This window comes from Nitrosovibrio sp. Nv6 (assembly GCF_900110495.1).
Classification (GTDB): Bacteria; Pseudomonadota; Gammaproteobacteria; order Burkholderiales; family Nitrosomonadaceae; genus Nitrosospira.
The window spans coordinates 103957-129840 of sequence record NZ_FODX01000007.1; the positions used below are offsets into that span (position 1 = coordinate 103957).

At 54.1% G+C, this 25884-nt stretch carries 20 protein-coding genes and 1 tRNA gene; 10 read left to right on the plus strand and 11 right to left on the minus strand.

Going from position 1 to position 25884, the window contains the following annotated elements:
- Positions 1 to 20: 20 nt before the first annotated feature.
- From BMX66_RS13275 to BMX66_RS13290, 4 genes are all read right to left on the minus strand, one after another.
- Entirely contained in the window at positions 21 to 641 is a 621-nt protein-coding gene (locus BMX66_RS13275) for a 5-formyltetrahydrofolate cyclo-ligase (RefSeq protein ID WP_090883105.1), read from the minus strand.
- A 64-nt stretch (positions 642 to 705) separates the two neighbouring features.
- Positions 706 to 1806 carry an A/G-specific adenine glycosylase gene (gene mutY / locus BMX66_RS13280; RefSeq protein WP_090882984.1) on the minus strand — a complete coding sequence of 367 codons (1101 nt, stop codon included), beginning with the start codon at positions 1804 to 1806 and terminating at the stop codon, positions 706 to 708.
- 16 nt (positions 1807 to 1822) lie between these two features.
- Entirely contained in the window at positions 1823 to 3346 is a 1524-nt protein-coding gene (locus BMX66_RS13285; protein WP_090882986.1) for an AsmA family protein, read from the minus strand.
- A gap of 13 nt (positions 3347 to 3359) precedes the next feature.
- Positions 3360 to 3433 (minus strand) — tRNA-Gly (locus BMX66_RS13290).
- A gap of 252 nt (positions 3434 to 3685) precedes the next feature.
- On the opposite strand from BMX66_RS13290, the gene thiS reads away from it, so the two are divergent.
- From thiS to trmB, 3 genes are all read left to right on the plus strand, one after another.
- Positions 3686 to 3931 carry a sulfur carrier protein ThiS gene (gene thiS / locus BMX66_RS13300; protein ID WP_090882990.1) on the plus strand — a complete coding sequence of 82 codons (246 nt, stop codon included), beginning with the start codon at positions 3686 to 3688 and terminating at the stop codon, positions 3929 to 3931.
- Positions 3932 to 3948: 17 nt separating this feature from the next.
- The gene (locus tag BMX66_RS13305) at positions 3949 to 4740 is read left to right on the plus strand and encodes a thiazole synthase (protein WP_090883107.1); all 792 of its coding nucleotides are present in this window, start codon (positions 3949 to 3951) and stop codon (positions 4738 to 4740) included.
- A gap of 64 nt (positions 4741 to 4804) precedes the next feature.
- Positions 4805 to 5488, plus strand: a complete 684-nt coding sequence (gene trmB / locus BMX66_RS13310; protein WP_090882992.1) for a tRNA (guanosine(46)-N7)-methyltransferase TrmB — start codon at positions 4805 to 4807, stop codon at positions 5486 to 5488.
- Positions 5489 to 5516: 28 nt separating this feature from the next.
- On the opposite strand, the gene hemW is transcribed toward trmB, so the two are convergent.
- The 3 genes from hemW to rph all read right to left on the minus strand — a co-directional run bounded on the left by hemW (position 5517) and on the right by rph (position 8172).
- A complete protein-coding gene (gene hemW / locus BMX66_RS13315; RefSeq protein ID WP_090883109.1) occupies positions 5517 to 6746 on the minus strand; it encodes a radical SAM family heme chaperone HemW in 1230 nt (409 codons plus the stop codon).
- A 100-nt stretch (positions 6747 to 6846) separates the two neighbouring features.
- A complete protein-coding gene (gene rdgB, locus BMX66_RS13320; RefSeq protein ID WP_090882995.1) occupies positions 6847 to 7446 on the minus strand; it encodes an RdgB/HAM1 family non-canonical purine NTP pyrophosphatase in 600 nt (199 codons plus the stop codon).
- Positions 7447 to 7455: 9 nt separating this feature from the next.
- The gene (rph, locus tag BMX66_RS13325; RefSeq protein ID WP_090882997.1) at positions 7456 to 8172 is read right to left on the minus strand and encodes a ribonuclease PH; all 717 of its coding nucleotides are present in this window, start codon (positions 8170 to 8172) and stop codon (positions 7456 to 7458) included.
- Positions 8173 to 8402: 230 nt separating this feature from the next.
- Between rph and BMX66_RS13330 the strand changes: the two genes are divergently transcribed.
- From BMX66_RS13330 to BMX66_RS13350, 5 genes are all read left to right on the plus strand, one after another.
- On the plus strand, positions 8403 to 9257 hold the full coding sequence (locus BMX66_RS13330; protein ID WP_090882999.1) for a YicC/YloC family endoribonuclease: 855 nt from the start codon (positions 8403 to 8405) through the stop codon (positions 9255 to 9257).
- A complete protein-coding gene (gene trxC, locus BMX66_RS13335) occupies positions 9250 to 9684 on the plus strand; it encodes a thioredoxin TrxC (RefSeq protein WP_090883001.1) in 435 nt (144 codons plus the stop codon). Before BMX66_RS13330 ends, trxC begins: the two co-directional genes overlap by 8 nt.
- 119 nt (positions 9685 to 9803) lie before the next feature.
- Positions 9804 to 10436 (plus strand): guanylate kinase, encoded by a 633-nt coding sequence (gene gmk, locus BMX66_RS13340; RefSeq protein ID WP_090883003.1) that lies wholly within the window; start codon positions 9804 to 9806, stop codon positions 10434 to 10436.
- 125 nt (positions 10437 to 10561) lie between these two features.
- Positions 10562 to 10768: a DNA-directed RNA polymerase subunit omega gene (rpoZ, locus tag BMX66_RS13345; RefSeq protein WP_090883005.1), complete on the plus strand. Its 207-nt coding sequence runs from the start codon at positions 10562 to 10564 to the stop codon at positions 10766 to 10768.
- 159 nt (positions 10769 to 10927) lie between these two features.
- Complete coding sequence (locus BMX66_RS13350; protein ID WP_090883111.1) at positions 10928 to 13072, plus strand: RelA/SpoT family protein; 2145 nt, start codon at positions 10928 to 10930, stop codon at positions 13070 to 13072.
- A gap of 114 nt (positions 13073 to 13186) precedes the next feature.
- Here the strand turns inward: BMX66_RS13350 and metH are convergent, their stop codons facing one another.
- The 3 genes from metH to BMX66_RS13370 all read right to left on the minus strand — a co-directional run bounded on the left by metH (position 13187) and on the right by BMX66_RS13370 (position 20553).
- On the minus strand, positions 13187 to 16918 hold the full coding sequence (gene metH / locus BMX66_RS13355) for a methionine synthase (protein WP_090883113.1): 3732 nt from the start codon (positions 16916 to 16918) through the stop codon (positions 13187 to 13189).
- Positions 16919 to 17062: 144 nt separating this feature from the next.
- Complete coding sequence (locus BMX66_RS13360) at positions 17063 to 19105, minus strand: FAD-dependent oxidoreductase (RefSeq protein ID WP_090883115.1); 2043 nt, start codon at positions 19103 to 19105, stop codon at positions 17063 to 17065.
- 242 nt (positions 19106 to 19347) lie between these two features.
- A complete protein-coding gene (locus BMX66_RS13370) occupies positions 19348 to 20553 on the minus strand; it encodes an amidohydrolase family protein (RefSeq protein WP_090883009.1) in 1206 nt (401 codons plus the stop codon).
- Between the two features lie 531 nt (positions 20554 to 21084).
- On the opposite strand from BMX66_RS13370, the gene BMX66_RS13375 reads away from it, so the two are divergent.
- Together BMX66_RS13375 and metK are read left to right on the plus strand one after the other, a co-directional pair.
- On the plus strand, positions 21085 to 24156 hold the full coding sequence (locus BMX66_RS13375; RefSeq protein ID WP_090883011.1) for a cation-translocating P-type ATPase: 3072 nt from the start codon (positions 21085 to 21087) through the stop codon (positions 24154 to 24156).
- Positions 24157 to 25347, plus strand: coding sequence for a methionine adenosyltransferase (metK, locus tag BMX66_RS13380; RefSeq protein ID WP_199679328.1), 1191 nt, complete (start codon positions 24157 to 24159; stop codon positions 25345 to 25347).
- A 51-nt stretch (positions 25348 to 25398) separates the two neighbouring features.
- Here the strand turns inward: metK and BMX66_RS13385 are convergent, their stop codons facing one another.
- The gene (locus BMX66_RS13385) at positions 25399 to 25761 is read right to left on the minus strand and encodes an HMA2 domain-containing protein (protein WP_090883013.1); all 363 of its coding nucleotides are present in this window, start codon (positions 25759 to 25761) and stop codon (positions 25399 to 25401) included.
- Between the last annotated feature and the right edge of the window lie 123 nt (positions 25762 to 25884).

The following is a 25884-nucleotide window of genomic DNA, read 5'->3' on the forward strand; positions in this document are numbered from 1 at the left end:
CCAGCCGAGAAAAATAGTCGTTATGCATTCGCCGCCGCGCACTCCTCGGCAGAAATCAAATCCAGTCCGGTCAACGTTACGCGGTAAATTCCGGCCTCGGTCACGATAAAATCCATAGGCACATCGTACCGGTGGGGATGTACGCTATCCAGCCGCAGAATTTCAAACGCTACACCGATAGCCAGTGGCCGCGGGTCGATTGCAACCAGCGTGCGATCAAAGTAACCCCCACCGTACCCGATCCGGAAGCCCATCTTGTCAAAACCAATCATCGGGATAATCAGCGCGCCGACCGTTACCGCGTCGGTATTGTCGGGAACCGGGATGCCATAAGCACCGATTTTCATCGGCGCATCACGCCACCATTTGCGAAACCGCAGCGGTTCGTATTTGTTCACTACCTCGGGAAGCGCAAGCGTCGCACCTCGCGTCTCAATAAAACTCATCACTGGACGGGGATCATATTCGCCGCGATGAGGCCAGCAGAATCCCACTATTTTTTTTTGTAACGATGGGAAACCTCGTTCGAGTGAACTGGTAATGGCAGTACTCCAGCAGCGGTAATCTTCTACAGCAACGCATTCCCTCATCGCCATCAGTTCAGCTCGCTGATGCTTTCTCCAATCCCTCCAGTCATTCATTTTTTTGGTTTCATGGGACGACATATGGCTAGTTGACTAACTTTGCAGTCCATTTTTTTTTTTGCTAGGACGGGATAATTTGTGGACAGCCATGCTGTATGAGCAGTTTCCTGACCGGTGAGGGAATAGCCGCGTTCAGCGCGTCATCGGGCGTCATCCATATACTTTCGCCTCTGTCTTGTCCTTTGCTCCCGATGGCGGTCGAACATGAAACCACTTGCAGCGGCTGGGGATAGATCCTTAGTTTGAAGTGGGTAAAGATATGATCGAACGGCTGCATCTGCGCCAGCGGCTTTACTTTCATTTCGAAGTTCTGCATACAATATTCGATGGCATTTTTACTCACTGGCATTTCGGGCAGGCACCAAAGACCACCCCATATCCCCGTCGCCGGGCGTTTTTCCAGAAGAATCATTTTTTGCTTCATCAGCACCAACAGGACAGTTTCCTTTTCTGGTAGCGGCTTTCTCAACCGGGGAGCAGGCAACCTGTCCGTGCGGCTATCTCGCAGCGCAATGCAGCCGCTTTGCAGGGGACACGCTGCGCACTTCGGTTTGCCGCGAGTGCAAACAGTTGCCCCGAGATCCATCAACGCCTGAGTATAAGCTTCGATCCGCCCGTTGATCCGGTTTTGATCCGCATCCCGGGGTGAGGGCAGCAGTTCTTCGGCTTTTTGCCACAGCAATATTTCGTTCCCTTTTCCCCCTGGGTAACCCTCAATGCCAAAATAGCGGGCAAAAATACGCTTGACGTTGCCGTCGAGTATTGCGCACCGCTCGCCGTAAGCAAATGCGGCAATTGCGGCAGCGGTAGAGCGTCCTATGCCGGGAAGCTGACGGATTTCTTCAACGTCTCTCGGAAAAATACCCTGATGATTAGCAACGATCAAGCGTGCCGCCCGGTGCAGATTTCTTCCACGGGAGTAATAACCCAGGCCGCTCCATTGTGTCAGCACATCATCGAGTGAGGCCAGGGCAAGGCTGTTGATATCGGGAAAGCGCTGGAGAAATCTCCGGTAATATGGAATCACAGTACTCACCTGCGTCTGCTGCAACATGATTTCGGACAGCCAGATCGCATAAGGGTCGCGCGTATTTTGCCAGGGCAGATGGTGGCGGCCATGCTGTTTTTGCCAGCCGATCAGTTTTGCGGCAAAAGAGTTCAAGTTCGCGCCTCCAGTGCTAGTTAGACTTGATAGCCAGCTTGATCCCGGATGAAGTGGAATTAGCAGCCTTCAATAAACCGATCCGGATTGAGCCCTGGACTTTTTGGTCCTCCAATACGGATAAATCCAGCCCTTGCTCAGATGCCTTCGGCATTTCCACTTTCGCATGTTCTACGTGTTTTTGCTCTTCCAGGGACAGAAAGCGATCTAAATCCAGCTGATCGATGTCCACTTCAAAGTTGAGGCTTGGCTGGGAAAATCCGGTTGCTGCCAGTTTCGCTTCGATATTGCTGTCTGCGAACTTCCCGCTGACGCTCGCCTGCACATTCTGCGATAAGCCATCCAGGGCAGCGCTCCCTCGCAGCGTAACGCCAACGCCGTTGTCACGTAGGCGAGGACCATTGCCATGAATAACGCCCTTCAAGTCCGGCAGATGCAATTGCCGGGTAGTGATGCTGCCAGCAAGTGGCGAGGTAAGCATGGTTTTAACCACCAGATCTCCCCTTTTTGATTCCAGCTCAGCAGTCAGCTCACGGCTCGTGAAATCATTCACGGTGCCTTCTATGTCCGCTAAAATGAGCTGCCCCTTGGTGTTAGCTTCGGGGCTGACGATATTCACTACCGCAATAATCCGTTTGCCGGCCACGTTTTCGCCAGTCAGGCTTAAACGCGGCGCCTCGAATTGGATATCAAAATTATTTCCGCCGCTTATTCCGGTGACGGCGAGAGTAAATTTATCTGCCACGAATTCACTGGCAGCAGAACCTCCAGTCATATTTGCAAACAGGTCACCTGTCGAATTTATCACCAGATGATTGAAACCAGGAATCTGCCCCTCGCTTTTCAGTTTCAGGCCCTCCACCGCGTAATACTGCTTTTCCGCATCCAGCGTTAAACCGAATGTCAGCCTGGTCGCCAGCTTGATCCCGGCTTGTTTGGGTTGATCCAACCTGAAGCCCAGATCTACCTTGCTCCGAACCTCGTTTTCAATCGAGCCAGATTGACCGCCGGTCCTGTCAGCCTCAAGATTAAAATCCGCTAATACAAAATGCCTTCCGCTCGCTTCGTCGCGAAGAGCAAGCGTGCTTTTTTCCACCAGCACATGACCAATATCGAATTTGAATTGTTTGGGCTCTTCGTCCCTGGCGATCAGGTCGTCAATATTCGTGCTGCCATCCGTGAAACGGACCAGATTGGCCGTCAGCCCCGTCATGACGATTTCGTCCAGCTCCAATTGCTTCCTGAGCAATGGCAGGATCGCGAGAGACACGAGAACGCGTTCCGCAGCGGCGAATTCCTGGTCGCTCTTATGTTCGCTAAGAACAAGATTGTTGAACTCGGCGCCGAGGCTGGGGAAAAACGTGAGTTTGATATCGCCATCGAGCCTGAGTTCGCGCTGCTTTTTATCTTTCACCAGCTGGATGATCTGGGACTTGTAGGCATTGGGATCGAAGATGGTGGCGATATAGATGACAAAGCCGAGCAGCAGAATCGTTACGGCGACAAATATGATCGGAACATATCTGGAATAACGTTTCATAGGCGGGGAAGGTTGGAGCGGGTGAAGGGAATCGAACCCTCGTCGTAAGCTTGGGAAGCTTCTGCTCTGCCATTGAGCTACACCCGCTGCGTAGCTGGATTATACGATGGAAACAGCTTTATGGATGTACCGTGATGTGAAGACAAAAACGCTATGGGAAAAGGCCTTGGCTGGCGGCCTGTCCAAGTTAAAGACGGAGCAAGTGTTGGCGGAACATGCGATGCGGCCGTTATCGACTATGAGACCGCTCCGCCGTATAATCAGTGCGGTAATACATGCCTATGATAATGTTATGTGAATGTGTATCCGCACTGTATCCGCTTAAGGCGGTCTTAAAAAATGATACAACTCATCGTTAATGGTCAGTCTCAGCACGTCCCCATCTCGCACGGCGCGGAAACGAGAGCGCAGAGTGCAGCTGATGCAACTTTGAATATCGCGCAATTGCTGGAGCACATGGGATTGCAAGGCAAGCGTATCGCGGTAGAACGCAATGGCGAAATCGTCCCGCGCAGCAAGTTCGACCAGCCGATCCTGACAGATGGCGACCGGCTCGAGATCGTAGTGGCCGTGGGGGGAGGATAAGGATGCCGGATAAGCTCATGGACAACCTCGTCATCGCCGGTACAACTTATTCTTCCCGGCTTCTGATCGGCACCGGCAAATACAAGGATTTTGACGAGACTCGCGCGGCAGTGGACGCGAGCGGCGCGGAGATCGTCACCGTGGCCATTCGCAGAACCAATCTTGGCCAGAACCCCGATGAGCCAAATCTGCTGGATGTGCTGCCGCCCTCGCAATATACGTTGTTACCCAACACGGCCGGATGCTACACGCTGGAGGACGCCGTACGCACCTTGCGCCTCGCGCGTGAATTGCTGGATGGTCACACTCTTGTAAAGCTTGAGGTTCTGGGCGATCCGAGGACACTCTATCCCAATATGGTGGAAACCCTTAAAGCTGCCGAAATTCTGATAAAGGAAGGTTTCCAGGTAATGGTTTATACCTCGGATGATCCTATCGCAGCGAAGCAATTGGAAGAGCTTGGCTGTGTGGCGGTGATGCCGCTCGCTTCGCTGATCGGCTCCGGCATGGGTATTCTCAATCCATGGAATCTGCAGATCATTATCGAAAATGCCACCGTTCCGGTAATCGTGGATGCCGGTGTCGGCACGGCTTCGGATGCAGCTATCGCGATGGAGTTGGGCTGCGACGGTGTGCTCATGAACACTGCCATTGCTGCTGCGCAAAATCCGGTGCTGATGGCTTCAGCCATGAAAAAAGCCGTTGAAGCGGGCCGCGAGGCTTATCTGGCCGGCCGCATGGCAAAGAAATTATACAGTGCAAGCCCCAGTTCGCCAGTAGCCGGGACTATCGGCCGGTTAAAGACGTAAGACAGGGGCAAAGCCTCATAATTTCCTCGTCCTTCCGCTCCTCGCTCCTTTGCGGCACTCGTTAATGGCAGAGCATCGTGCAATCCGCAGCTTTGTCCTTCGTCAGGGGCGAGTCTCAAATGCGCAGCGCCGTGCCCACGAAATGCTGATGCCGAAATATGGCATTCCATTTGCGGGAACATCTTCCGAAAATCTGCTTGATCTTGATCAAGTCTTTGGCAGGAGTGCGCCCCGGTTTCTGGAGATAGGTTTCGGTATGGGCGAAACGACAGCCGCTATCGCAAGGTCGCATCCACAGAACGATTATCTCGCCGTTGAAGTTCACACCCCCGGGGTAGGCAGCCTTCTCAAGCAAATCGAAGAATTTGGATTGACGAATATACGCATTATCCAGCATGACGTGGTAGAGGTGCTGCAACACGCGTTGCCACTCGAGTGTCTGGACGGCGTGCATATTTTTTTCCCCGACCCCTGGCCTAAGGCGCGCCACCATAAGCGCCGGCTGATACAGCCGGAATTTATCAAGCTGCTGTGCCGGCACCTGAAGCGTGACGGCTATATCCATGCTGCCACGGACTGGCAAGATTATGCCGAACAAATACTGAGCGTATTAACCAGCGAATTGCAACTAAGCAACATCGCTGTTGGTTATGCCCCCCGTCCCGAATACCGGCCCTTAACCAAATTTGAGCAGCGAGGTTTGCGGCTGGGGCACGGTGTATGGGATTTGATATTCCGGAAAAAATAGAGGAGCCTTCGGACAGTCGCCCCAGCCGCTATGCCTTGCTTTTCTCCGGAAGAAATATCTGCAGCAAATCGTTCAGAAACCGCCTGCCAGTCAGGGTAGGCTTGATGCGCTGATGATCGCGCGTTATCAGTTGCCGCCGCTCCGCTTCGTCAAGCTGGCGCTGGATGCTGCTGATGGGCAGGCCCGTACGTTCCACGAACATTTCCGTAGCAAAGCCTTCCGTCAGGCGCAGCGCATTCATCATGAATTCAAATCCCCGGTCTTTCCTCCCGACTTCATGCTGTTCCATGACAGGCGGACCGGAATCCGGCGTGCTCAATGCGGCTTTTTCGAGATACTCTCCAGGGTGCTTATAACGCATCTGGCGCAGTATCTTGTCTAAAAAGCTTATTTTGCTATGCGCCCCGGCGCCGATCCCAAGATAGTCGCCGAATAACCAATAATTCATGTTATGGCGCGATTCTCGCCCCGGCCGGGCGAACGCGGAAGTTTCATAGTTCGTGTAACCTGCTTGCGCAAGCGCCTGCTCGATCATTATCTGCATTTCCGCCGTGAGATCATCATCAGGCAGCGCGGGCGGATAGCGATAAAATAATGTGTTGGGCTCCAGCGTCAAGTGATAGGCAGAAATATGCGCAACATCGCAGGCGACTGCGGTTTCGATATCGTTGCGAGCCTCGTCCAGCGTTTGACCCGGCAGACCATACATCAGATCGAGATTCACATTGTCGAAATTTTTCCGGGCGATCTCGATCGCGCGGCGGGCATCGTTGTCGTCATGTATTCGGCCCAGCGATTTAAGATGCCTGGGATTAAAGCTCTGGATGCCGATGGACAGGCGATTGATTCCTGCAGCATGGAAATCGGCAAATTTTTTTGCCTCGAATGTTCCCGGGTTCGCCTCCATCGTGACCTCGGCGAAAAGTTCCAGCGGCAGCAAGGCCCTGACAGCGGCGAGGATGGCGTCTATGGATTGGGCGCTGAACAGGCTGGGGGTGCCGCCGCCGAAAAACACGCTGATCACTTTGCGTCCCCATATCTGCGGCAGCGCCGCTTCGAGATCTCGAATAAGCGCCGCCACATATTCAGCCTCCGGCATGCCACCGCTTTGATCGCGAACTTCATGCGAGTTGAAGTCGCAGTAGGGGCATTTTTTCATGCACCATGGGATATGAACGTAGAGACTGAGCGGCGGCAGCGATGTCAGCCTTGGAGCCTGGGATCCTAATATCGATGCGGGAGAAATGATTGTTGTCATAATCAGTTCGAAAGACAACAACAAACAGTTGGAATTACCGTTTCAATGACGACCAAAACCGATCTTCTATTTTCGCTCATCACCCCACGCATGGGATTGCTCAAACCCATTCTTCCCTGATTCGTTCAACCAGTTGTGCCAGCGCTTTTCCCCGATGGCTGATTCGATTTTTTTGCTCCATTGGAAGTTCCGCTGCTGTTTTGTCAAGATCCGGAAGAAAAAAATAAGGATCATAACCAAATCCGCCCTCGCCACGCGGAGTTAGCGCGATCTCACCGTACCAGGTGCCGTCGACAATAATCGGTTGAGGATCCTGCGCGTGGTGCAGCAGCACGATAACGCAGTAATAGTGCGCTCTGCGGTCGGACTGGTTTTTCAACACATCGATCAGCTTCTGATTATTTCGCTCATCCGACCTCGGTTCGCCCCCATAACGGGCGGATAATATGCCCGGTTTACCCTTCAAGGCGTCCACACAAATGCCGGAATCATCCGCAAGGGATGGCAGGTTAGTGTGTGCGCTGGCGTGTCGCGCTTTGGCAAGCGCGTTTTCAACAAAAGTCTGATAGGGCTCGTCAGCTTCGGGAACATTGAATGCTGATTGCGGCAGTACCTCGATGCCCAGTGGTTCCAACAGATGACCTATTTCCCGCAGCTTGCCGGAATTATTGCTGGCAATGACAAGTTTTTGCTTTTGCATATCGAGCTCTTATCTGGCTAACGCCGTTTTCTGAATCTGAATCAGGTCTCGTATTCCCTGCTGTGCCAGGTCCACCATGGCATTCAGGTCCTGCCGGCTGAACGGAACTCCTTCTGCGGTTCCTTGCATTTCCACCAGGCCAAAGTCGCCAGTCATAACGACGTTCATATCCGTATCGCAACGGGAGTCTTCCAGATAATCCAGATCAAGCACCGGCACCCCCTCGTATATGCCGACGGAGACTGCGGCGACATGAGCGAGTATCGGTGTGGTTTCTATCATTTGCTGATGCAGCAGTTTCTCTACCGCATCGTGCACTGCAACAAACGCGCCGGTAATGCTGGCAGTACGGGTTCCGCCATCCGCCTGAATTACGTCGCAGTCGATCTGGATGGTACGCTCGCCCAGTTTTGTCAAATCCATTACAGAACGCAATGCGCGCCCGATCAGGCGCTGGATTTCCATGGTTCGCCCCGACTGTTTGCCCTTGGCCGCTTCGCGCTGCATGCGCTCGTTAGTGGAGCGGGGCAGCATGCCATATTCAGCAGTAAGCCAGCCTTGCCCTTTGCCCCGTAGAAACGGGGGCACTTTCTCGTCCAGACTGGCCGTGCACAATATGCGGGTGTCGCCACATTCGATCAGCACCGCCCCTTCAGCGTGCTTCGTGTAGTGTCGCGTGATTTGAACCGAGCGGAGTTGATCCGGAGTACGTTTACTGGGGCGCATGAGTAGTGAAGTCTTCAAATGATCCTATGTGGGCAGAGTTCGTAGCGGAGCATTAGTGCTGCGGAGGTTCTATATTTGCCGCTGTTGCTTCTCCACAGGCAACGATTGCATGGCAAGGCCGCGAATTCGTTGTGTAACACGTCCGCGACGATGATATGCGATAATTTGTGACGCTCATATTTTAACGTATTAGGTACCTGTCAGTGGATGAGTTAGCTACGATCTACAGCATGACCGGCTATGCCGTTGTTGCCAAGGAACTGCCGAAAGGGTCATTGAATCTGGAGTTACGCTCTGTTAATAGCCGCTACCTTGATATCCAGTTCCGCCTGCCTGACGAATTCCGTTTGCTGGAGGCGACAATGCGTGAGTTTCTGGCTGCCAGGCTCAAGCGGGGAAAAATTGATTGCCGCGTGAATTTTTCCCGGGTTGCGGGTATGGAAGATCTGCAGCATATCAATGCCGATTTGTTGCAAAAATTGCTGGAATTGGATCGTACCGTCAGAGCGGTGCTCCCCGATGCCCGAGGTCTGGAAGTAGCTGATATTCTTCGCTGGCCGGGGATGCTGGGCTCCGATTCCCTGCACCCCGAGAATTTATTCGGGCCATGTATGGACTTGCTGCGCGGGGCTCTGAATGAGTTGGCGGCGGCACGCGCCCGCGAAGGTCAAAAGCTCAAAGTCATCCTGCTGGACCGCCTCGGCAATATGCGCCGCCTCGCGGCTGAAGTGAGTCCACGTATTCCCGCATTGCTTGTGGCGTTTCAGGAAAAGCTCAAAGCCCGCCTGGGCGAAGCTATGATAAATTGCGACGACGAGCGCATCCGGCAGGAGCTGACCTTGTTTGCCAGCAAGGTCGATGTGGATGAAGAGCTATCCCGCCTGCAGACCCATTTTGACGAAGTAGAGAGGGTTTTGCAAAAGGGCGGTGCAATCGGCAAACGCCTGGATTTCCTGATGCAGGAGCTCAACCGCGAAGCCAACACGATAGGCGCAAAATCGGTGGATGCGGAAGTATCTAAAATTTCCATAGAAATCAAGGTACTGATTGAGCAGATGCGGGAGCAAGTGCAAAATCTTGAATAGCGACTCCTTGCACCTTGTGTGCCCTCACTGCCAGGCCATCAATCGAGTGCCGACTTCAAGGCTCGACCAGCAGCCCAACTGCGGACAATGTCACCGGGCATTATTCACCGGCCAACCGGTGGAGCTGACGGGCACGACCTTTGCACGACACCTTGAACGCAACGATATTCCTCTACTGGTGGATTTCTGGGCGCCGTGGTGCGGACCATGCAAGACAATGGCGCCGGCCTTTGTGCAAGTGGCCGCTATGCTGGAACCGCAGTTCCGTCTTGCCAAGGTAAACACCGATACGGAACAGTCACTGGGTGCGCAATATCACATTCGCAGCATTCCTACCCTGATTCTTTTCAGGGGCGGGCGCGAGGCGGCCAGACAGGCCGGTGCGACGACAGCTCAGGACATCGCACGCTGGGTTCGCTCCCATTAGCTGGGTTGGTTGGAGGGGTGGAAGCTGTTACACTCCATAAAAGCGTCCCCCCAAGAGCCCCAAGAGGCGAGCGGGAAGAGGAGGAAGCTGAAACGCACCACTGCGGGGCGAATTCAAACATGACAATAACGCCAGGCAACCTATTCATTATCAGCGCGCCGTCAGGCGCCGGAAAAACCAGCCTGGTCAAGGCACTGCTTCAAACGGGTATCGATCTGAGCCTATCGGTTTCATACACCTCGCGCCCGGCGCGCCCTGAAGAAATCGAGGGGCGTGATTACCATTTTGTGAGCCGGGAAGTTTTTGAGCAGAGATTGAAGCAGGATGAATTTCTGGAAAGCGCCGAGGTTTACGGAAATTTCTATGGAACTTCGAAAAAATGGATTAATGAAACCATAGTGTCGGGGCGTGACATACTGCTGGAAATTGACAGTCAGGGCGCCCGTCAGGTACGGCGTATATTTCCTGGGGCAGTCGGGATTTTTGTCCTTCCGCCATCGCGTGAGGTGTTGGAAATGCGCTTGAGAAACCGGGCCCAGGACTCCCTTGAAGCGATTGGACGCCGCTTGGCTGCGGCGCGCGACGAAATCAGCCATTTGGGCGAATATGACTATGTTATCATCAATGACAAGCTGGACAAGGCATTACAGGATATGAAATGTATCGTACACGCCGAACGCTTGAGAATGACGAAGCAACTCGCCCGCCATCATAGCCTCATAACACAACTCGGCAAGACGCCGGTTTCCTGAATAGCAATAATTCGCGAGCATCTGGCACTCCCTGACGGCGTGCCGTGCATCTTTTATGTAGAGTTGCCTTTATCGGATCGGGCATTCTATACTGATATTTCTTATAGTTTAGGTGGAATGAAAACATGGCACGCATTACTGTTGACGATTGTTTGAAAAGAATTCCCAACCGCTTCGATATGACCCTGGTCGCCACCATTCGAGCAAGGCAGCTTTCAATCGGGGGCAGCCCGATGGTGGAGTCCGCGCGAGACAAGCCCACAGTCATAGCATTACGCGAACTCGCTCAAGGAAAGGTGGGACTGGAAATTCTCACCACCGTGCCACTTTAATCGTCATAAGCGGCTGAGCTTTATAAAAAAGTCTCGTTGAATATGTGTAGTCAACCACCCATTAGCCAAAAAACCGGGTTACATTGGATAGTAGAAGGGGTGTCGGCAACCGTCCTGAAAAACTGATACTGATACAACAGAGAGATGAAGGAAATTACGATGCAAGCAAGAGGTTTGCCGAGTTCTTCTGCTACCTTGCCCGAGGCGAATTTCCTATTTCACGAGCTATCCAGCTACCTTAAGCGCGAGGATGTTTCCGAACTCCAGAACGCATACCTTTTCAGCCAAAGCGCCCATTCCGGGCAATTCCGAAAATCCGGTGAACCTTACATCTCTCATCCGCTGGCGGTAGCCAGCATACTCGGCAAATTGCGTCTGGACAGCCAGACATTGGCTGCTGCGTTATTGCATGACGTGATGGAGGACACACATGTCTCCAAAGCCGAGATCAGTGATAGATTTGGCAAGTCCGTTGCGGAACTGGTGGATGGTGTTTCCAAGCTCGACAAGATCGAGTTCCAAACACATGCCGATGCGCAGGCGGAGAATTTCCGCAAGATGCTGCTGGCGATGGCGCGGGACGTTCGCGTCATACTTATCAAATTGGCAGACCGGCTGCACAACATGCGTACGCTGGAAGCGATGCGACCCGAGAAACGGCGCCGTATCGCGCGCGAGACCATGGAAATTTATGCACCTATCGCCAACCGGCTGGGACTCAACAATATCTACCATGAGTTGCAGGATCTCAGCTTCCGCTATCTGTTTCCGACGCGCTACAGGGTACTGAACAACGCCACCAGAGCGGCGCGCGGAAACCGCCGCGAGATGGTGACAAAAATCCTGGATACGATCAAGCAGCGCTTGAAGGCGGCGGGATTGGATGCGGAGGTGACCGGACGAGAAAAGCAGCTCTACAGTATCTACAAGAAAATGGTGGAGAAGCACCTCACTTTCTCCGAGATTCTCGATATTTACGGTTTCCGTGTCATCGTCAAAGACGTGCCATCCTGTTATATCGCGCTGGGCGCGTTGCACAGTCTTTACAACCCCATTCCCGGAAAATTCAAGGACTATATCGCCATTCCCAAAGCGAACGGCTATCAGTCATTGCACAGCACTTTATGGGGACCGTATGGCACACCCATCGAAGTGCAAATCCGCACCCCCGAAATGCATAGAATTGCAGAGGCCGGTGTCGCCTCACATTGGCTCTACAAGAGTACCGACGCCGATCTGAACGATCTGCATATGAAGACCCATCAGTGGTTGCAGAGTCTGCTGGAGACGCTCAGCGATTCCACTGATTCACTGGAATTTCTGGAACATCTCAAGGTTGATCTGTTCCCAGGCGAAGTCTACGTATTTACGCCCCAGGGCAAAATACTGGCGCTACCCAAAGAATCCACCGCCGTGGATTTTGCCTACGCTGTACATACGGATATCGGCGACTGCTGCGTGGCGGCGAAAATAAACGGTGAAAATGCGCCGTTGCGCACGGTTCTCAGAAGTGGCGACCGTGTGGAAATTGTTACCGCGTCGCATGCAAAACCCAACCCGGCCTGGCTTAATTATGTGGTTACCGGCAAGGCACGCTCGCACATCCGCCGTTTTCTCAAGACCATGCAATACGAAGAATCGGCAAGACTGGGAGAGCGGCTGTTGAACCAGGCTCTAATGTCACTCAGGGTTGATCCCCAGACGATTAGCGAGGCCCAGTGGGATAAACTGGCGCGCGAAAGCGGAGCTAAATCCAAAAAGGATTTGCTGGCGGACATGGGGTTAGGCAAACACCTGCCGGCGGTAATCGCGAGGCGGCTCGCGGCGCCCGGGGAATCCGACTCAGGCCCGAACGGGATTAACGACGTCATTACCATACTCGGCACGGAGGGGATGGCAGTGCAGTTCGCCAAGTGTTGCCGCCCCATTCCGGGAGATCCCGTTATCGGCTTCATCAAGAAAGATCAGGGATTGGTGATTCATATCCATGACTGTCCCGCAGTTTCAAAAAACAAGGGCAACTCCGACAATTGGCTGGATGTAGCCTGGGGTAAAAGTATCGACAAGCAGTTCGAGGTCAGCATCAGGCTGATGGTTGCCAACGAGCGTGGCGTATTGGCGAGAGTGGCGGCGGCAATCGCCGAGGCGGGGTCCAATATCGATAACGTTGCGATGGAAGGAGATGGCGCATACACAACCATGAATTTCATGTTGCATGTCCGCAACCGCCATCATCTCGCACAAGTGATGCGCCGCTTGAGGCGTATTCCTGAGGTAGCGAAAATCAGCCGCCAGAGAGGCTAAGAGGCTGACCGGTTAATCGTTTTGCTTTACTACGGTACACGTACACACCTTGCCTGATAGCTGACGGCTTCTCGACCAGCATTCCACCATCCGCTCCCCCATCCCCAAGCTACGCTACCGTTCATACGCCAGAACCGGCGCCAGCCATTTTTCCGTCTCCTCCAGTGTCCAGCCCTTACGTTTGGCGTAATCTTCCACCTGATCCTTTCCCACCTTGCCCACAGCGAAATAGTCCGCATCGGGATGAGAAAAATAAAAACCCGATACCGCCGCGGTAGGCACCATGGCATATGATTCCGTTATGATGATTCCTGCATTTTCCGGCGCTTTCAGCAATTCAAACAGAGGTCCCTTCTCGGTGTGATCAGGGCAAGCCGGGTAGCCTGGCGCCGGGCGGATGCCGCGATACTCTTCGGCCACCATTTGCTCGCTGCTCAGGTTTTCGTCTTTGACAAAACCCCAGAATTCGCGCCGAACCCGCCAGTGCATATGTTCGGCGAAAGCTTCCGCCAGCCGGTCAGCCAATGCTTTCAGGATAATTGCGCTGTAGTCGTCATGCACCTCCTCGAAAGCTTTTATTCGTGCGTCTATCCCCATTCCCGCGGTCACCGCAAATGCGCCGATGGCGTCCCGGATACCGGTTTCCTTAGGGGCGATAAAATCCGCGAGGCACAGATTCGGCCGGCCAGCCGGTTTCGTGGTCTGCTGCCGGAGGTTGTGGAACGTCATCGCCACCCTCATGCGAGCTTTATCCGTATAGATTTCTATGTCATCGCTGTTTACCGTGTTGGCGGGAAAGAGGCCGAACACTGCATTTGCGGTAAGCCATTTCTGCTCGACAATTTTTTTCAGCATTGCCTGGGCGTCCCGGTAGAGACTACTGGCCGCCTCGCCCACCACCTCGTCTTCAAGAATAGCCGGAAAGCGCCCTGACAACTCCCATGCCTGAAAGAACGGCGTCCAGTCTATGAAAGGCACCAGTTTTTCCAAGGGGTAGTTTCGCAAGGATCTCACGCCGACAAAATCCGGCTCGGGCGGAGTGTAGTTCTCCCAATCCGCTTTAAATGCATTTTTTCGGGCGTCTGCTATGGATAGCATCGGTGCCGGTCCTCTTTTGTTTTTATGCTGTGCGCGGACTTTCTCGTACTCGGCCTGGAGTTTCTGTACGTACTCCGTACGCAACTCCTCCGACAGCAAATTGCTGCATACGCCCACAGCACGGCTCGCATCCGGCACCCATACGGTAATGCCGCTGTAATGAGGCGCTACTTTCACGGCGGTGTGCACTCGCGAAGTGGTGGCGCCGCCGATCAATAACGGGATGGTAAAGCCTTCGCGCTCCATTTCCTTTGCCACATACGCCATTTCCTCCAGGGAAGGCGTAATCAAGCCCGACAAACCGATCATATCGGCCTGCTCCTGTCGCGCCATCTCCAGAATCTTCGCACTGGGTACCATCACACCCATATTTACCACTTCATAATTATTGCACTGAAGCACCACCGTGACGATATTCTTGCCGATATCATGCACATCGCCCTTGACGGTGGCAATGACAATCTTGCCCTTGGGTCTGGAATCGCCCAGCAACTTCTTTTCTGCCTCGATAAATGGCAGCAGGTGCGCCACCGCCTGTTTCATCACCCGGGCCGACTTGACCACCTGGGGCAAAAACATCTTGCCCGAGCCAAACAGGTCACCCACCACGCCCATGCCGTTCATGAGCGGCCCTTCGATCACCTGGATCGGACGCCCGCCCTCTTTAGCTACTTGTAGCCGTGCCTCCTCGGTGTCTTCCACTATATAAGTCGTGATACCTCTTACCAGCGCGTGTGTCAGACGTTGCTGCAGCGGCTCGTCACGCCAGGCAAGGTCTTCAATATTCTCCTTGCTTTGTCCCTTGAAGCTCTCGGCAAATTCCACCAGCCGTTCGGTGGCGGTGGCTTCTCCGCCACCTTTGGGCGTGCGATTGAGCAGCACATCCTCCACCCGTTCCAGCAATTCCTGGGGAATATCCGAATAAACCCCCAGCTGACCGGCATTGACGATGCCCATCGTCATGCCAGCCTTAACCGCGTGGTACAGGAAGGCGGTATGAATAGCTTCCCGCACTGGCTCATTGCCGCGAAAAGAAAACGACACATTGGATACGCCACCGCTTATCTTGGCATATGGCAGGCCTTGCTTGATGAGGCGGGTCGCCTCGATGAAATCCACGCCGTAATTATTATGTTCCTCGATGCCGGTCGCGATCGCGAAAACGTTCGGATCAAAAATGATATCCTCAGGTGGAAACCCTAGCTGATCGACAAGAACGTGATAGCAGCGCTTGCAAATCTCCACTTTTCGTTCCAGCGTATCGGCTTGACCCGTTTCATCGAACGCCATGACGATTACCGCTGCACCATAGCGGCGCGCAAGTTTCGCGTGTTCGATAAACTCCGCTTCGCCTTCTTTCAGGCTGATGGAGTTGATGACAGATTTGCCCTGCACGCATTTCAGCCCCGCTTCGATCACCGACCACTTGCTCGAATCGATCATTATCGGTACGCGGCTTATATCCGGTTCGGCGGCGACCAGGTTCAGGAAGGTTACCATCGCCTTCTGCGAATCCAGCATCGCTTCGTCCATGTTGATGTCGATAATCTGCGCACCGTTTTCCACCTGGCTGCGGGCAACGCTTAGCGCATCCGCATAATTGTTATTCAGTATCAAACGGGCAAAGGCTTTCGAGCCGGTCACATTGGTCCGCTCACCCACATTCACGAATAATGAATCGTCACCGATGGTGAGCGGTTCCAGGCCAGACAGGCGCAATTTTTTTGGAATGTCAGGCACGGCTCTCGGCGGGACATTGCCAATCGCATCAGCGATAGCCTTGATATGCGCAGGCGTCGTACCGCAACAGCCACCGACGATGTTGACAAAACCGGACTGTGCAAAGTCCTTGATCAGGCTGGCTGTGTACTCTGGCGACTCATCGTAGCCGGTCTCGGCCAGGGGATTAGGCAACCCCGCGTTGGGGTGGGCGCTGACATACACCCCTGCAACCCTGGAAAGCTCCTCGATGTATGGGCGCATCAATTCCGCGCCCAAGGCGCAGTTGAGTCCTACCGACAATGGACGCGCGTTACTTACGGAATTCCAGAAAGCTTCCGGCGTTTGCCCGGAAAGCGTTCGCCCGGAAGCATCGGTAATGGTTGCCGAAATCATGATGGGAAGGCGCGCACCGTGCTTCTCGAAATATTGATCTATTGCGAACAGCGCAGCCTTGGCGTTGAGGGTGTCGAAAATCGTTTCCACCAGCAGAATGTCCGCGCCGCCATCGATCAAGCCGCGAATGGATTCAGAATAATCCGCCACCAGTTGATCGAAGGTAATACCTCGAAACCCCGGGTCGTTCACGTCCGGCGAGATAGAGGCGGTTTTAGTGGTCGGCCCCAGTACGCCCGCGACGAAACGGGGCTTCTCCGGCGTTTTTGCCTCCATTGCCTGCGCCGCTTCCCGCGCCAGTTTAGCACCCGCAAAATTGAGTTCGTACACCAGGTCCTGCATGTGATAATCGGACATCGAGGCGGCGTTCGAATTAAAGGTATTTGTCTCGATGATGTCCGAGCCGGCCTCCAGATAGCCGTCATGAATGGACCGGATGACCTGCGGTTGGGTCAGCGTCAGAAGATCGTTATTGCCCCTGAGGTCGTGCGGAAAATCGGCAAAACGGGTTCCGCGGTAATCCGCCTCGTTGAGCTTGTGGCTCTGGATCATGGTGCCCATGGCGCCGTCCAGCATCAGGATGCGCTGGGCGAGGAGGTCTTCCAGTAATTTGGCTCGGGGAATTTCGTTCATGATAACGCTGCGTTTGAGGTGGAGACTGGATTCTATCATGCACCTGCCTGGATTTCCTTTTGACGCCGCGTGAGCAGGGTTTCCGTCGTGGTTCCGATATAGCAGCAGCGGGATTCGATATGGAGTCGGGAAGAGGGATATTATCTACGACTCTTTTCCGCCAGCGGACTTTGCCTGCTTCTCAATAATGCGGAGAACACGTCTTGCGGATCGAAGCGAACCTTCTATGAAGCCCTGATAGTCTGAAAATGCTTCTCCGCAGACATGGATATTTTTTATTCCGTCGACATCCTGAGTCAATGAAAATGCCTCGAGGAACTCAATATGTTTCCAGGACATTACCCCTGGCAGCCATCCATGAGCGGCAGCGCCAAACGGTTTCTTGCCCCAGTCCCGCATACCGCATGCGAGGAGACGGTCCTCGGTAAAATCGTGGTGTTCATAGTCCCTCGCAAACTGTACAAAGCGCTGCCATAATCGAGGATAACCCGGCTCTTTCACAACGAGGGTATTTTCCTCATTAAAATATGATTCCCGGGGTGCATCTGACTGGAAAGATTCCTTTTCCAGCTTCAAAAACCAGGTCCTGGCTATTTCCTGGCTTTCAAGCTGGGGGGCTTCCGATGGCTCTTGATCCGGCTGGGCTTGGTTGGAATCCCTTGTTCTCAGATAGTCGGACCAGAATGTGATTGCCGGGCGATCTGTATAGACCATGATCAGTCCTTTTGTCCCATCGCTGCTTTTTACATATAGCAACTCTCTTGTCGGTATATCCGCAGCGCTGCGGTTAAGCGGTCTGTTGTCTTCCCACCAGGGTCTTTCGATAACGAAGAAGCACTTTAACAGCGGAAGGCAAGCGACGGCGTTCAGCGACTCTTTCAGGGTTCCCTGCGGTGGGCGGCCATTCCAGGACATTTCTTCGAGTGGTTGCTTGGGCAAAGCAAGAATAACCCGCCGTGCCTTGACGACGTTTTCCTCATTCTCGACAATGACATCTATCTCGCCGCCATTTGATTGAAGACCCAGTGCTTTCCTGCCTTTCTGAATGCACAACCCGGGATTATTTTTTCTTTCCTTGTGCAGCCTCTCCAGAAGTTTCCATATAATCCTGCTCATTCCTCCACGAATGCCGCGTAGCGATCCCGTACTCCGAATCGCTTTAAGCCAGAATATTATCCACTCCGCAGCATTCAAATTTTCATGTACGAAGTGATAATAACTTCCCCAGTCTCTGATTTTGATTACCGCGAAATGGCTTAACACATCACTGAGGACATTCCAGAAACCCAAATCCCATAGCGGGTGGCCCCGAAAATGGGCGCGCTCGCGTATTTTCTTGAAATCGGCTTCGGTCAGGTTCTGAATCCATTCGAGCAGCTGCCCCTTCCAATAATGGCGGTAGAAGAACGCTCGACGATGTAAATTTTCCCACTGCTTATTGGCAGCATCGGTACGCCATGGGCCTGAGAGTTTCGGGTCAGGGACGTTTCCAGCGGAAGTCCCTGATTCTTCCACAGCCTTGGAGTTTTTATCTTCGGGTTCAATACCTTCAACGATTTCAAATATGCGCCTGAGAGCCAGTATCATCAAGTCGAAGGGAGTTTTCTGCTGGGCCTCCTCTTCGCGAAGGGTAAACCGGGGCTCCATAGGATCTTCCGACGCATAGGAAGAGAATGGTACTAAATCATCCAGACTTTCTTCTTCGCCAGGGACGGGTTCTTTGATTCCCAGTTCGTCGAGGAGCCCTTGCAATAACGGCTGGTCACGCGGCTCAATTCTCATGGGCCCGAATTCAGCACGAAAATACTCGATCTTCGATAGCTTTTCTACAACATTGCCATCTTCTTCCACTGACTGTTTTTCTGTAGGGCCTCTGTAAGGAGATTGCTTATCGCCTTGCGGTGCAAGAGGATCAGGCTTGCCGCTGGCAAAGTCCCAATTGCAAGGGTCCCATGTATCCTGGAATCCGATGGCTTCCCCATGTTTCTCGTCAGCTCGCAGCAAGGACCAGGTTTCTATGCGACCTCCAAATCGATTCGAAGCTTCGAGAAGGAGAATGCTGTTAATTTTGAGCAATTCATGCTTTTTGATCAGTTCGTGGCAACAATACAAACCGGCAATTCCGCCACCTACAATCACGACATCATATATTTCGGATTCGTGCTTATGAGTTTCATTGTCCGGCATATCTTCTCCCGAAAATCTGGACGTTCTGTAGATTGAGGAAAATTTCATCTATCTCAATGGCTCGGCAATTGCAGCCACGCGATCCTGCTTTGATTCACCCACTCCTTGCCCACCGCGGCGCTTGAGGAATTGCCGGGCTTGAAATGCACGAATTTGTGAAACGAAATGGAGTACCGCGGTCAGGTGCGCTGTCACTTGTTGTAGCTCATCCTGCAAATAACGATAAACCGCCATTCGCGGCTTTACTTTCCGACAAACACACCTTGCCTGACAACGCATTTACCGGCTTTATATACTGAGCGATTCTTGGGGACTGAAACGATGGCTTCAGGTATATGTTCCGCGTTGAGCGTCACGAAGTCGGCACTTGCATTCCTGCGCAATCCGTAATCGACGAGCCCGAGCGCTTTCGCGCCCGCTTCTGTCACCACATCGAAGGCGACGCGGAGGTCCTCGTCGGTATAAAAACCTGAGCGATAGCCAATCATCATTGCCCGGCCCAGCATATCGCCGTCCCCGTAAGGCCACCAGGAATCCCGGATGTTGTCGCTGCCGCTAAAGACGGTAACGCCCGCTCTGCGCAATTCCAGAACGGGCGGAAAGGCGCGGTCACCTGGTGCATTGGTCATGATTGCAATGCCGGCTTCAGCAAGGAGCCGCGCAGTGCGTCTGGCAACATCGATTGGAACCTCGCCAAGCGCATAGGCATGGCTGACCGCGACGTGGCCTTGCATACCCAGCGCGCGGCTTCGGGCAGCTATTTCTTCCAGTTCGAATATGCCCAGCATATCGGGATCGTGAAGGTGAATGTCGATATCTACGCCGCGCTTTTCGGCAATACCGAAAACTACATCGAGATGTGCTTTGGTGTCTCTGTCGAAAGAGGCGGGATCGAGTCCACCGATTACATTACAGCCAGTATCAAAGGCCGCATCCAGCAACTCTGCCGTACCTTGGCAGTCAATAATGCCGTTCTGCGGAAAGGCGACGAGCTGGACATCGATGAAATCTTGATATTCTTCACGGACGGCGACTATGGTTTCAAGAGATTCGAGACCGACCCTTGCATCCACCATGACGTGGCTGCGCATATGCGTCGACCCGTTGGCAATGCAGAGCTCAAGCTGGCTGCGAGCCCGCTCAGCCATCGGTGCAGCCTGAGTCATGTTCCGACGCTGGAATTCGACACGTTCACGCACATCGAACCCGGCTGTGCATAATATGTGGGGCTTCCACGCATCTCCGTAAAAGCTGGTATCAAGATGGATGTGGCCTTCGACGAAACCGGAGACAACAAGCGCCCCGCCGAGATCGACGACATTGTGCGCCGAGATATTCGCACTGCCATCAGGCTCGATGGAAGTGATTTTTCCATCCTTTACCCCAATGGACGAAAGCGTTCCATCAAATAGCCTTGCGCCCCGGAACAGTATGTCAGCGTTATGCATCAAAAAGCCTTGCCATGGATCACAGAATCCCTTCAGTAGTCAGACTGTGGGAGTCAAACACTGTGCTAACCCGAATCCGAGCCATCCGGTAATCGGAGTGCCGTATTTCATGGAATTTTCTTCTGATTTTGTCCTTATTGACGGAGAAAGGAAGCTCATCACATTTATTATCAAGCCAATTCAATGCATTCTATCTTATGTGGGCGAGCTAGCGTCACCCCCTATGGTGCGCGACGAAAGCCGAATCAAACTCCATCCATGAAACCGCAAGGTTGTAACATTTAAATTTCACGATGCCGGTATAACAATAAAAAAGAAAAAACAGCTTGATCAAGATGTAGTTTTAACCTACAAAAAGTAAAGAATAGCCTTTAAATTCTGTTTCGTGGTTGCAAAACCGCCAGTCTGATGAGAAGCAGCTGTATTCATATATTTGATATTTGCAGTGTGAGCGGTAAGGCTCTACAGGTGTGACTGATGCGTAGGCGCATCGGAACTGCCCTGTAAACCAAGCTGCTCCCTGCCGCGACAATGCCTGGACTCTTCAATCATGCGCAATTCAGTCCATTTGCGGGGAACACGCCGGAAGAGGCTGCGTCGCCGTGGCTGGTGCGCGTGATTCATGCGTCGGTGAAGGGCCGCGCCAGACTTGAGGTCAAGGGTTTATATCGCTGCGAGCCGGTCAGGCTCAGGATCGAGTCTGCATTGGCCAGGCATTCTGGAATCAGGCAGGCCTCCGCAAATATTCTTACCGGCCGCTTATTGATTGTTTTCGATCCGGTGCAGGAAGTTGGAGAAATCACGGGTCTGGTGGAGCAAGTGTTGGCGGAGCCCACACTTGCCTCCGAATGGCCGGTTGCTTCTCGTGGCACTAGCCCAGCTCCGGTACAAGAAGGAGGCAACTGGCATGTGCTGCCTGGCAATGCTGTGCTGGCGGACCTGGAAACTTCCAGCGAGCGGGGCCTTAGTCAGGATTCCGTGCAGCTCAAGCTACGGCGCTTTGGCGCCAACAGCCTGCCGCGGATACCGCCCCGCTCCGGGCTGAATATTTTTTTGGGACAGTTCAAGAGCCTGCCGGTAGCTTTGCTGGGCATGTCCGCCGTGCTTTCTGTAGCTACCGGAGGCCTGGCCGACGCCGTCGTGATTCTTGGAGTAGTTCTAATCAACGCAGGCACTGGGTATGTCGCCGAGTCCCAGGCGGAACGAACGATTAATGCGCTCGGAGAAACGGCTTCCCGGAAGGCTTTTGTGATTCGTGACGCCCAGCTTGGCGAAGTAGGGGCTGAAGTTCTGGTGCCGGGCGACATCCTGGTGCTGACGCCAGGGACTCGTGTAGCGGCGGACGCCAGGTTGCTGGAGTCGCGCAATCTGATGATAGACGAGTCAGCGCTGACAGGGGAAAGTCTGCCGGTCATCAAGGCAGTTGAGCCGCTGGAGAAGCCTGATGTGTCACTGGGAGACCGCATCAACATGGTCTACATGGGCACGGTAGTTACTGGAGGCAGCGGACTGGCAGTAGTGGTCGCCACCGGGCGTCAAACCGAGATTGGCGCCGTTCAGGTGCTGATGGGTGAAACCAGGCCTCCGGAAACACCTATGCAACGCCAGCTCGCTACCTTGGGGAAGCAGATGGTGCTGCTATCCGTCAGCATCTGCGGAATGGTGTTTCTGATCGGGCTGGCACGCGGCCTCGGTTGGCTGCAGATGCTGAAGAGCTCAATTTCCCTGGCCGTTGCGGCAGTGCCGGAAGGTCTGCCCACCGTCGCCACAACCACCCTGGCGCTGGGTATCCGCAATATGCGCCGCCACCACGTGCTGGTGCGCCACCTGGACGCCGTGGAAACCTTGGGAGCCATGCAAGTGATCTGCCTCGACAAGACGGGAACGATCACGCTTAACCGCATGTCGGTGCTGACGCTACATAGCGGCGGGCGCCGCATTACACTTGTTAACGATGCGTTTTACGACAACGGGGTAAGAATGGACCCCTATGAGAGCGATGAATTGCTGCGCCTCATGCACGTGGCCGTTCTGTGCAACGAGACGGAGTTGAGCGGCGCCGCAGGCGATTATATGTTCAAGGGGTCCGCAACCGAGACTGCATTGGTGCATCTGGCAATTGCGGCTGGCGTGTCGGTGGACGCGCTGCGGCAGCAATACCCAAGAGTGCAAGTGGAATACCGCACCGAAAAGCATAATTACATGCGCACAATGCACGTTATGGAAGAGGGTGGAAAGTTTATCGCGGTCAAGGGGAGTCCAGCCGAGGTGCTGGAGTTATGCGGCTGGTGGATCAAGGACGGAGTGCGTTTTCCGCTCACGGAAACCGAGCGCGCCGCCATACTGATCGAAAATGATCGCATGGCAGGAGAAGCCCAGCGTGTGCTTGGGTTTGCCTATATGGAGCTGGCGCAAGAAGCGGATGAGACTTCAACACAAGATCTCATCTGGCTCGGATTGACCGGCATGGCGGACCCGGTGCGGCAGGGGGTGAAGGAGCTTATCGCCCTGTTTCATCACGCGGGGATAGATACAGTGATGATTACCGGTGACCAAAGCACTACCGCCTTTGCTATTGGTAAGGAGCTTGGCCTATCCGGCAGCAAGGAACTGAACATTCTCGATTCCACCCGGCTTGAGCAACTGGATCCGGAGGTGCTCACCGGGCTCGCCCAGAAAGTCAACATTTTTTCGCGCGTAAGCCCGGCCAACAAGCTGCAAATCATGCAGGCGCTTCAGCGCGCCGGCAAGGTCGCCGCCATGACCGGTGACGGAATCAACGACGGGCCGGCACTCAAAGTTGCCGACATCGGCGTGGCCATGGGCGGCGTTGGCACGGAGGTGGCACGCGACGTGGCTGACGTCGTGCTGGAGGACGATAATCTGCACACCATGATTGTGGCGGTCTCGGAGGGACGTACGATATATAACAACATCCGCAAATCGGTCCACTTCCTCACTGCCACCAACCTCTCGGAGATCATGATGATGCTGGGTTCCATTGGAACCGGACTGGGTACACCGCTCACCACCATGCAGTTGTTATGGATCAATCTGGTAACCGACATTTTTCCGGCTCTGGCGCTCGCCGTCGAGCCACCCGAGCCGGACATTCTAAGCCGCGCGCCGAGAGATCCCCAGGAACCTATCGTGAGTTCGTCCGATTTCAAGCGCTACGGATTCGAATCGCTTGCTATGACCGCAGGCGCCATGTCCAGTTACGGCTATGCGGTAGCGCGCTACGGCATAGGGCCCCAAGCTGGCACGGTCGCCTTCATGACCCTGACGATGGCGCAACTGCTGCATGCCTACAACTGCCGGTCCGACCAGAGCCGCGCCGTCAGCCATGAACCACTACGTCCCAATTCATACCTCAACCTGGCGCTGGGCACAACGGCTGCACTGCAATTGGCATCGGTCGCTGTACCAGGGCTCAGGAGCCTGCTTGGAAATACCCTGCCGGGCCTCACCGATATGGCGGTGATAAGTGCGGGGTCGATACTGCCCTTTATTATGAATGGAGCGACTAAAGGAAAAGAGTCTGCCTTCGAAGGCAAGCAACATCAGGCGCTTTTACTCCCCGACCCTACAGTGGAAGCCTAGATGATGAAAAAGGATTTCATGTTCACCTCCGAGTCCGTTACCGATGGGCATCCGGATAAACTTTGCGACCAGGTGAGCGATGCACTGATCGACCGGTTCCTTCAACAGGACCCATTTTCAAGGGTGGTGGCGGAATGCGCGGTATCCAAAGGGATACTATTTATCGCAGCACGCTTTGCTTCGCAGGCTTCGGTTGATATTCCCGATGTAGCGCGGCAGGTCATCGGCCAGATCGGCTATGAGCACGGCGCTTTCAACGCAAAGGATTGCACCGTCATGACCAGCCTGATGGAACTGCCGGCGCTGTCTTATCCGCAACCCGATGAGCGGCAGATGGGAGAGGAAGAACTGGAAGCCATAGCCGCCAGGAATCAGGCCAATGTTTTCGGCTTTGCCTGCAACCAGAGCGCAGCCATGATGCCGCTGCCTATCTGGCTCTCCCATAAACTGGCCCGTCGCCTTGCAGCAGCGCGATTCCAAAAGCAACTGCCCTATCTGGCCCCGGATGGAAAAACCCAGGTGGGAGTGGAGTACCGCGACGGCAGGCCGCACCGCATCCACTCCATTACCCTGGTGGCGAGCCAGTGGAGCACTGCTCCACGGGGCCATGACAAGTTGCGGGACGACCTGCATGAGCATGTGATCGAGCCCGCCTTCTTGGCTGAGGAGTTGCGGCCGGATGCTCGTACCCATGTTTTCATCAACCCGGACGGACCGGTTGTCAATGGAGGGCCTTCCCTGCATTCAGGAATGACTGGCCGCAAGAACGCCGTCGATACTTACGGTGAATATTCCCGGCACTCGGAATCTGCCCTATCCGGCAAGGACCCGTCCCGAATTGACCGGGTGGGTGCCTATGCTGCGCGCTACGCTGCCAAGAACGTGGTTGCGGCCGGCCTCGCGCAGGCGTGCGAGGTACACCTGGCGTATTCGATCGGGATAACGAGACCGGTGAGTGTCCAGGTGGACAGCTTCGGTACAGGGTCCATACCTGACGCGGAAATCGCGGACCGCGTTCATGCCCATTTCGATTTCCGCCCAGCAGGAATTGTCCGTGCATTCAACCTGCGATATCAGCCGCAACTGTTTCGTGGAGGGTTTTACCGCAGGCTTTCGGTATACGGTCAGGTAGGAAGGATGGACGTAGGCCTGCCCTGGGAGGCCACGGACAAAGCAGGGTTGCTTCGCTAGCCGGACATTTGCATCGGATAGCGCATGTGGGCGAGTGTAAGATAACCCGCGCTAGATCAGTGCCGAGAACAGAGCGATAGCGGAGCGTTCCACAGCAGTTTCGACCAGTTTTGTCATGAAAATGTCTGCTACGTTCTGCACTGGACGAGCCCCTTGTATAGCCTGGATGACAACGGGATGTGCGTTCTGAATGTAGCCCTGGTCCCGCAGGGAATTGAGGATGGTGGTGGAATTTATCAGGCACGTGTCGTACTTGATCACAACACTGCCAGTGACGATGCTGGTTTCAGCCTGAAGAATGCCACGCATCCCTTCCAGGTAAAACTTCAACTGCCGGGCGCGGGGTTCGTTTTTTTTCAGCGCCGGAGTGTTGACGCGCAGCCGACCGGGGACGTGATGAATATAATTAGCCATGATTTGGCCTCCATTCGGGTTTCTTCCTCATGGCGCGTATTTAACCAGGACTTTGTTACAGCTTGATGAAACGGTCGGGGTTCAGTGAAACGACAGGCTGACAACGGCCGCACCCTATTCGGC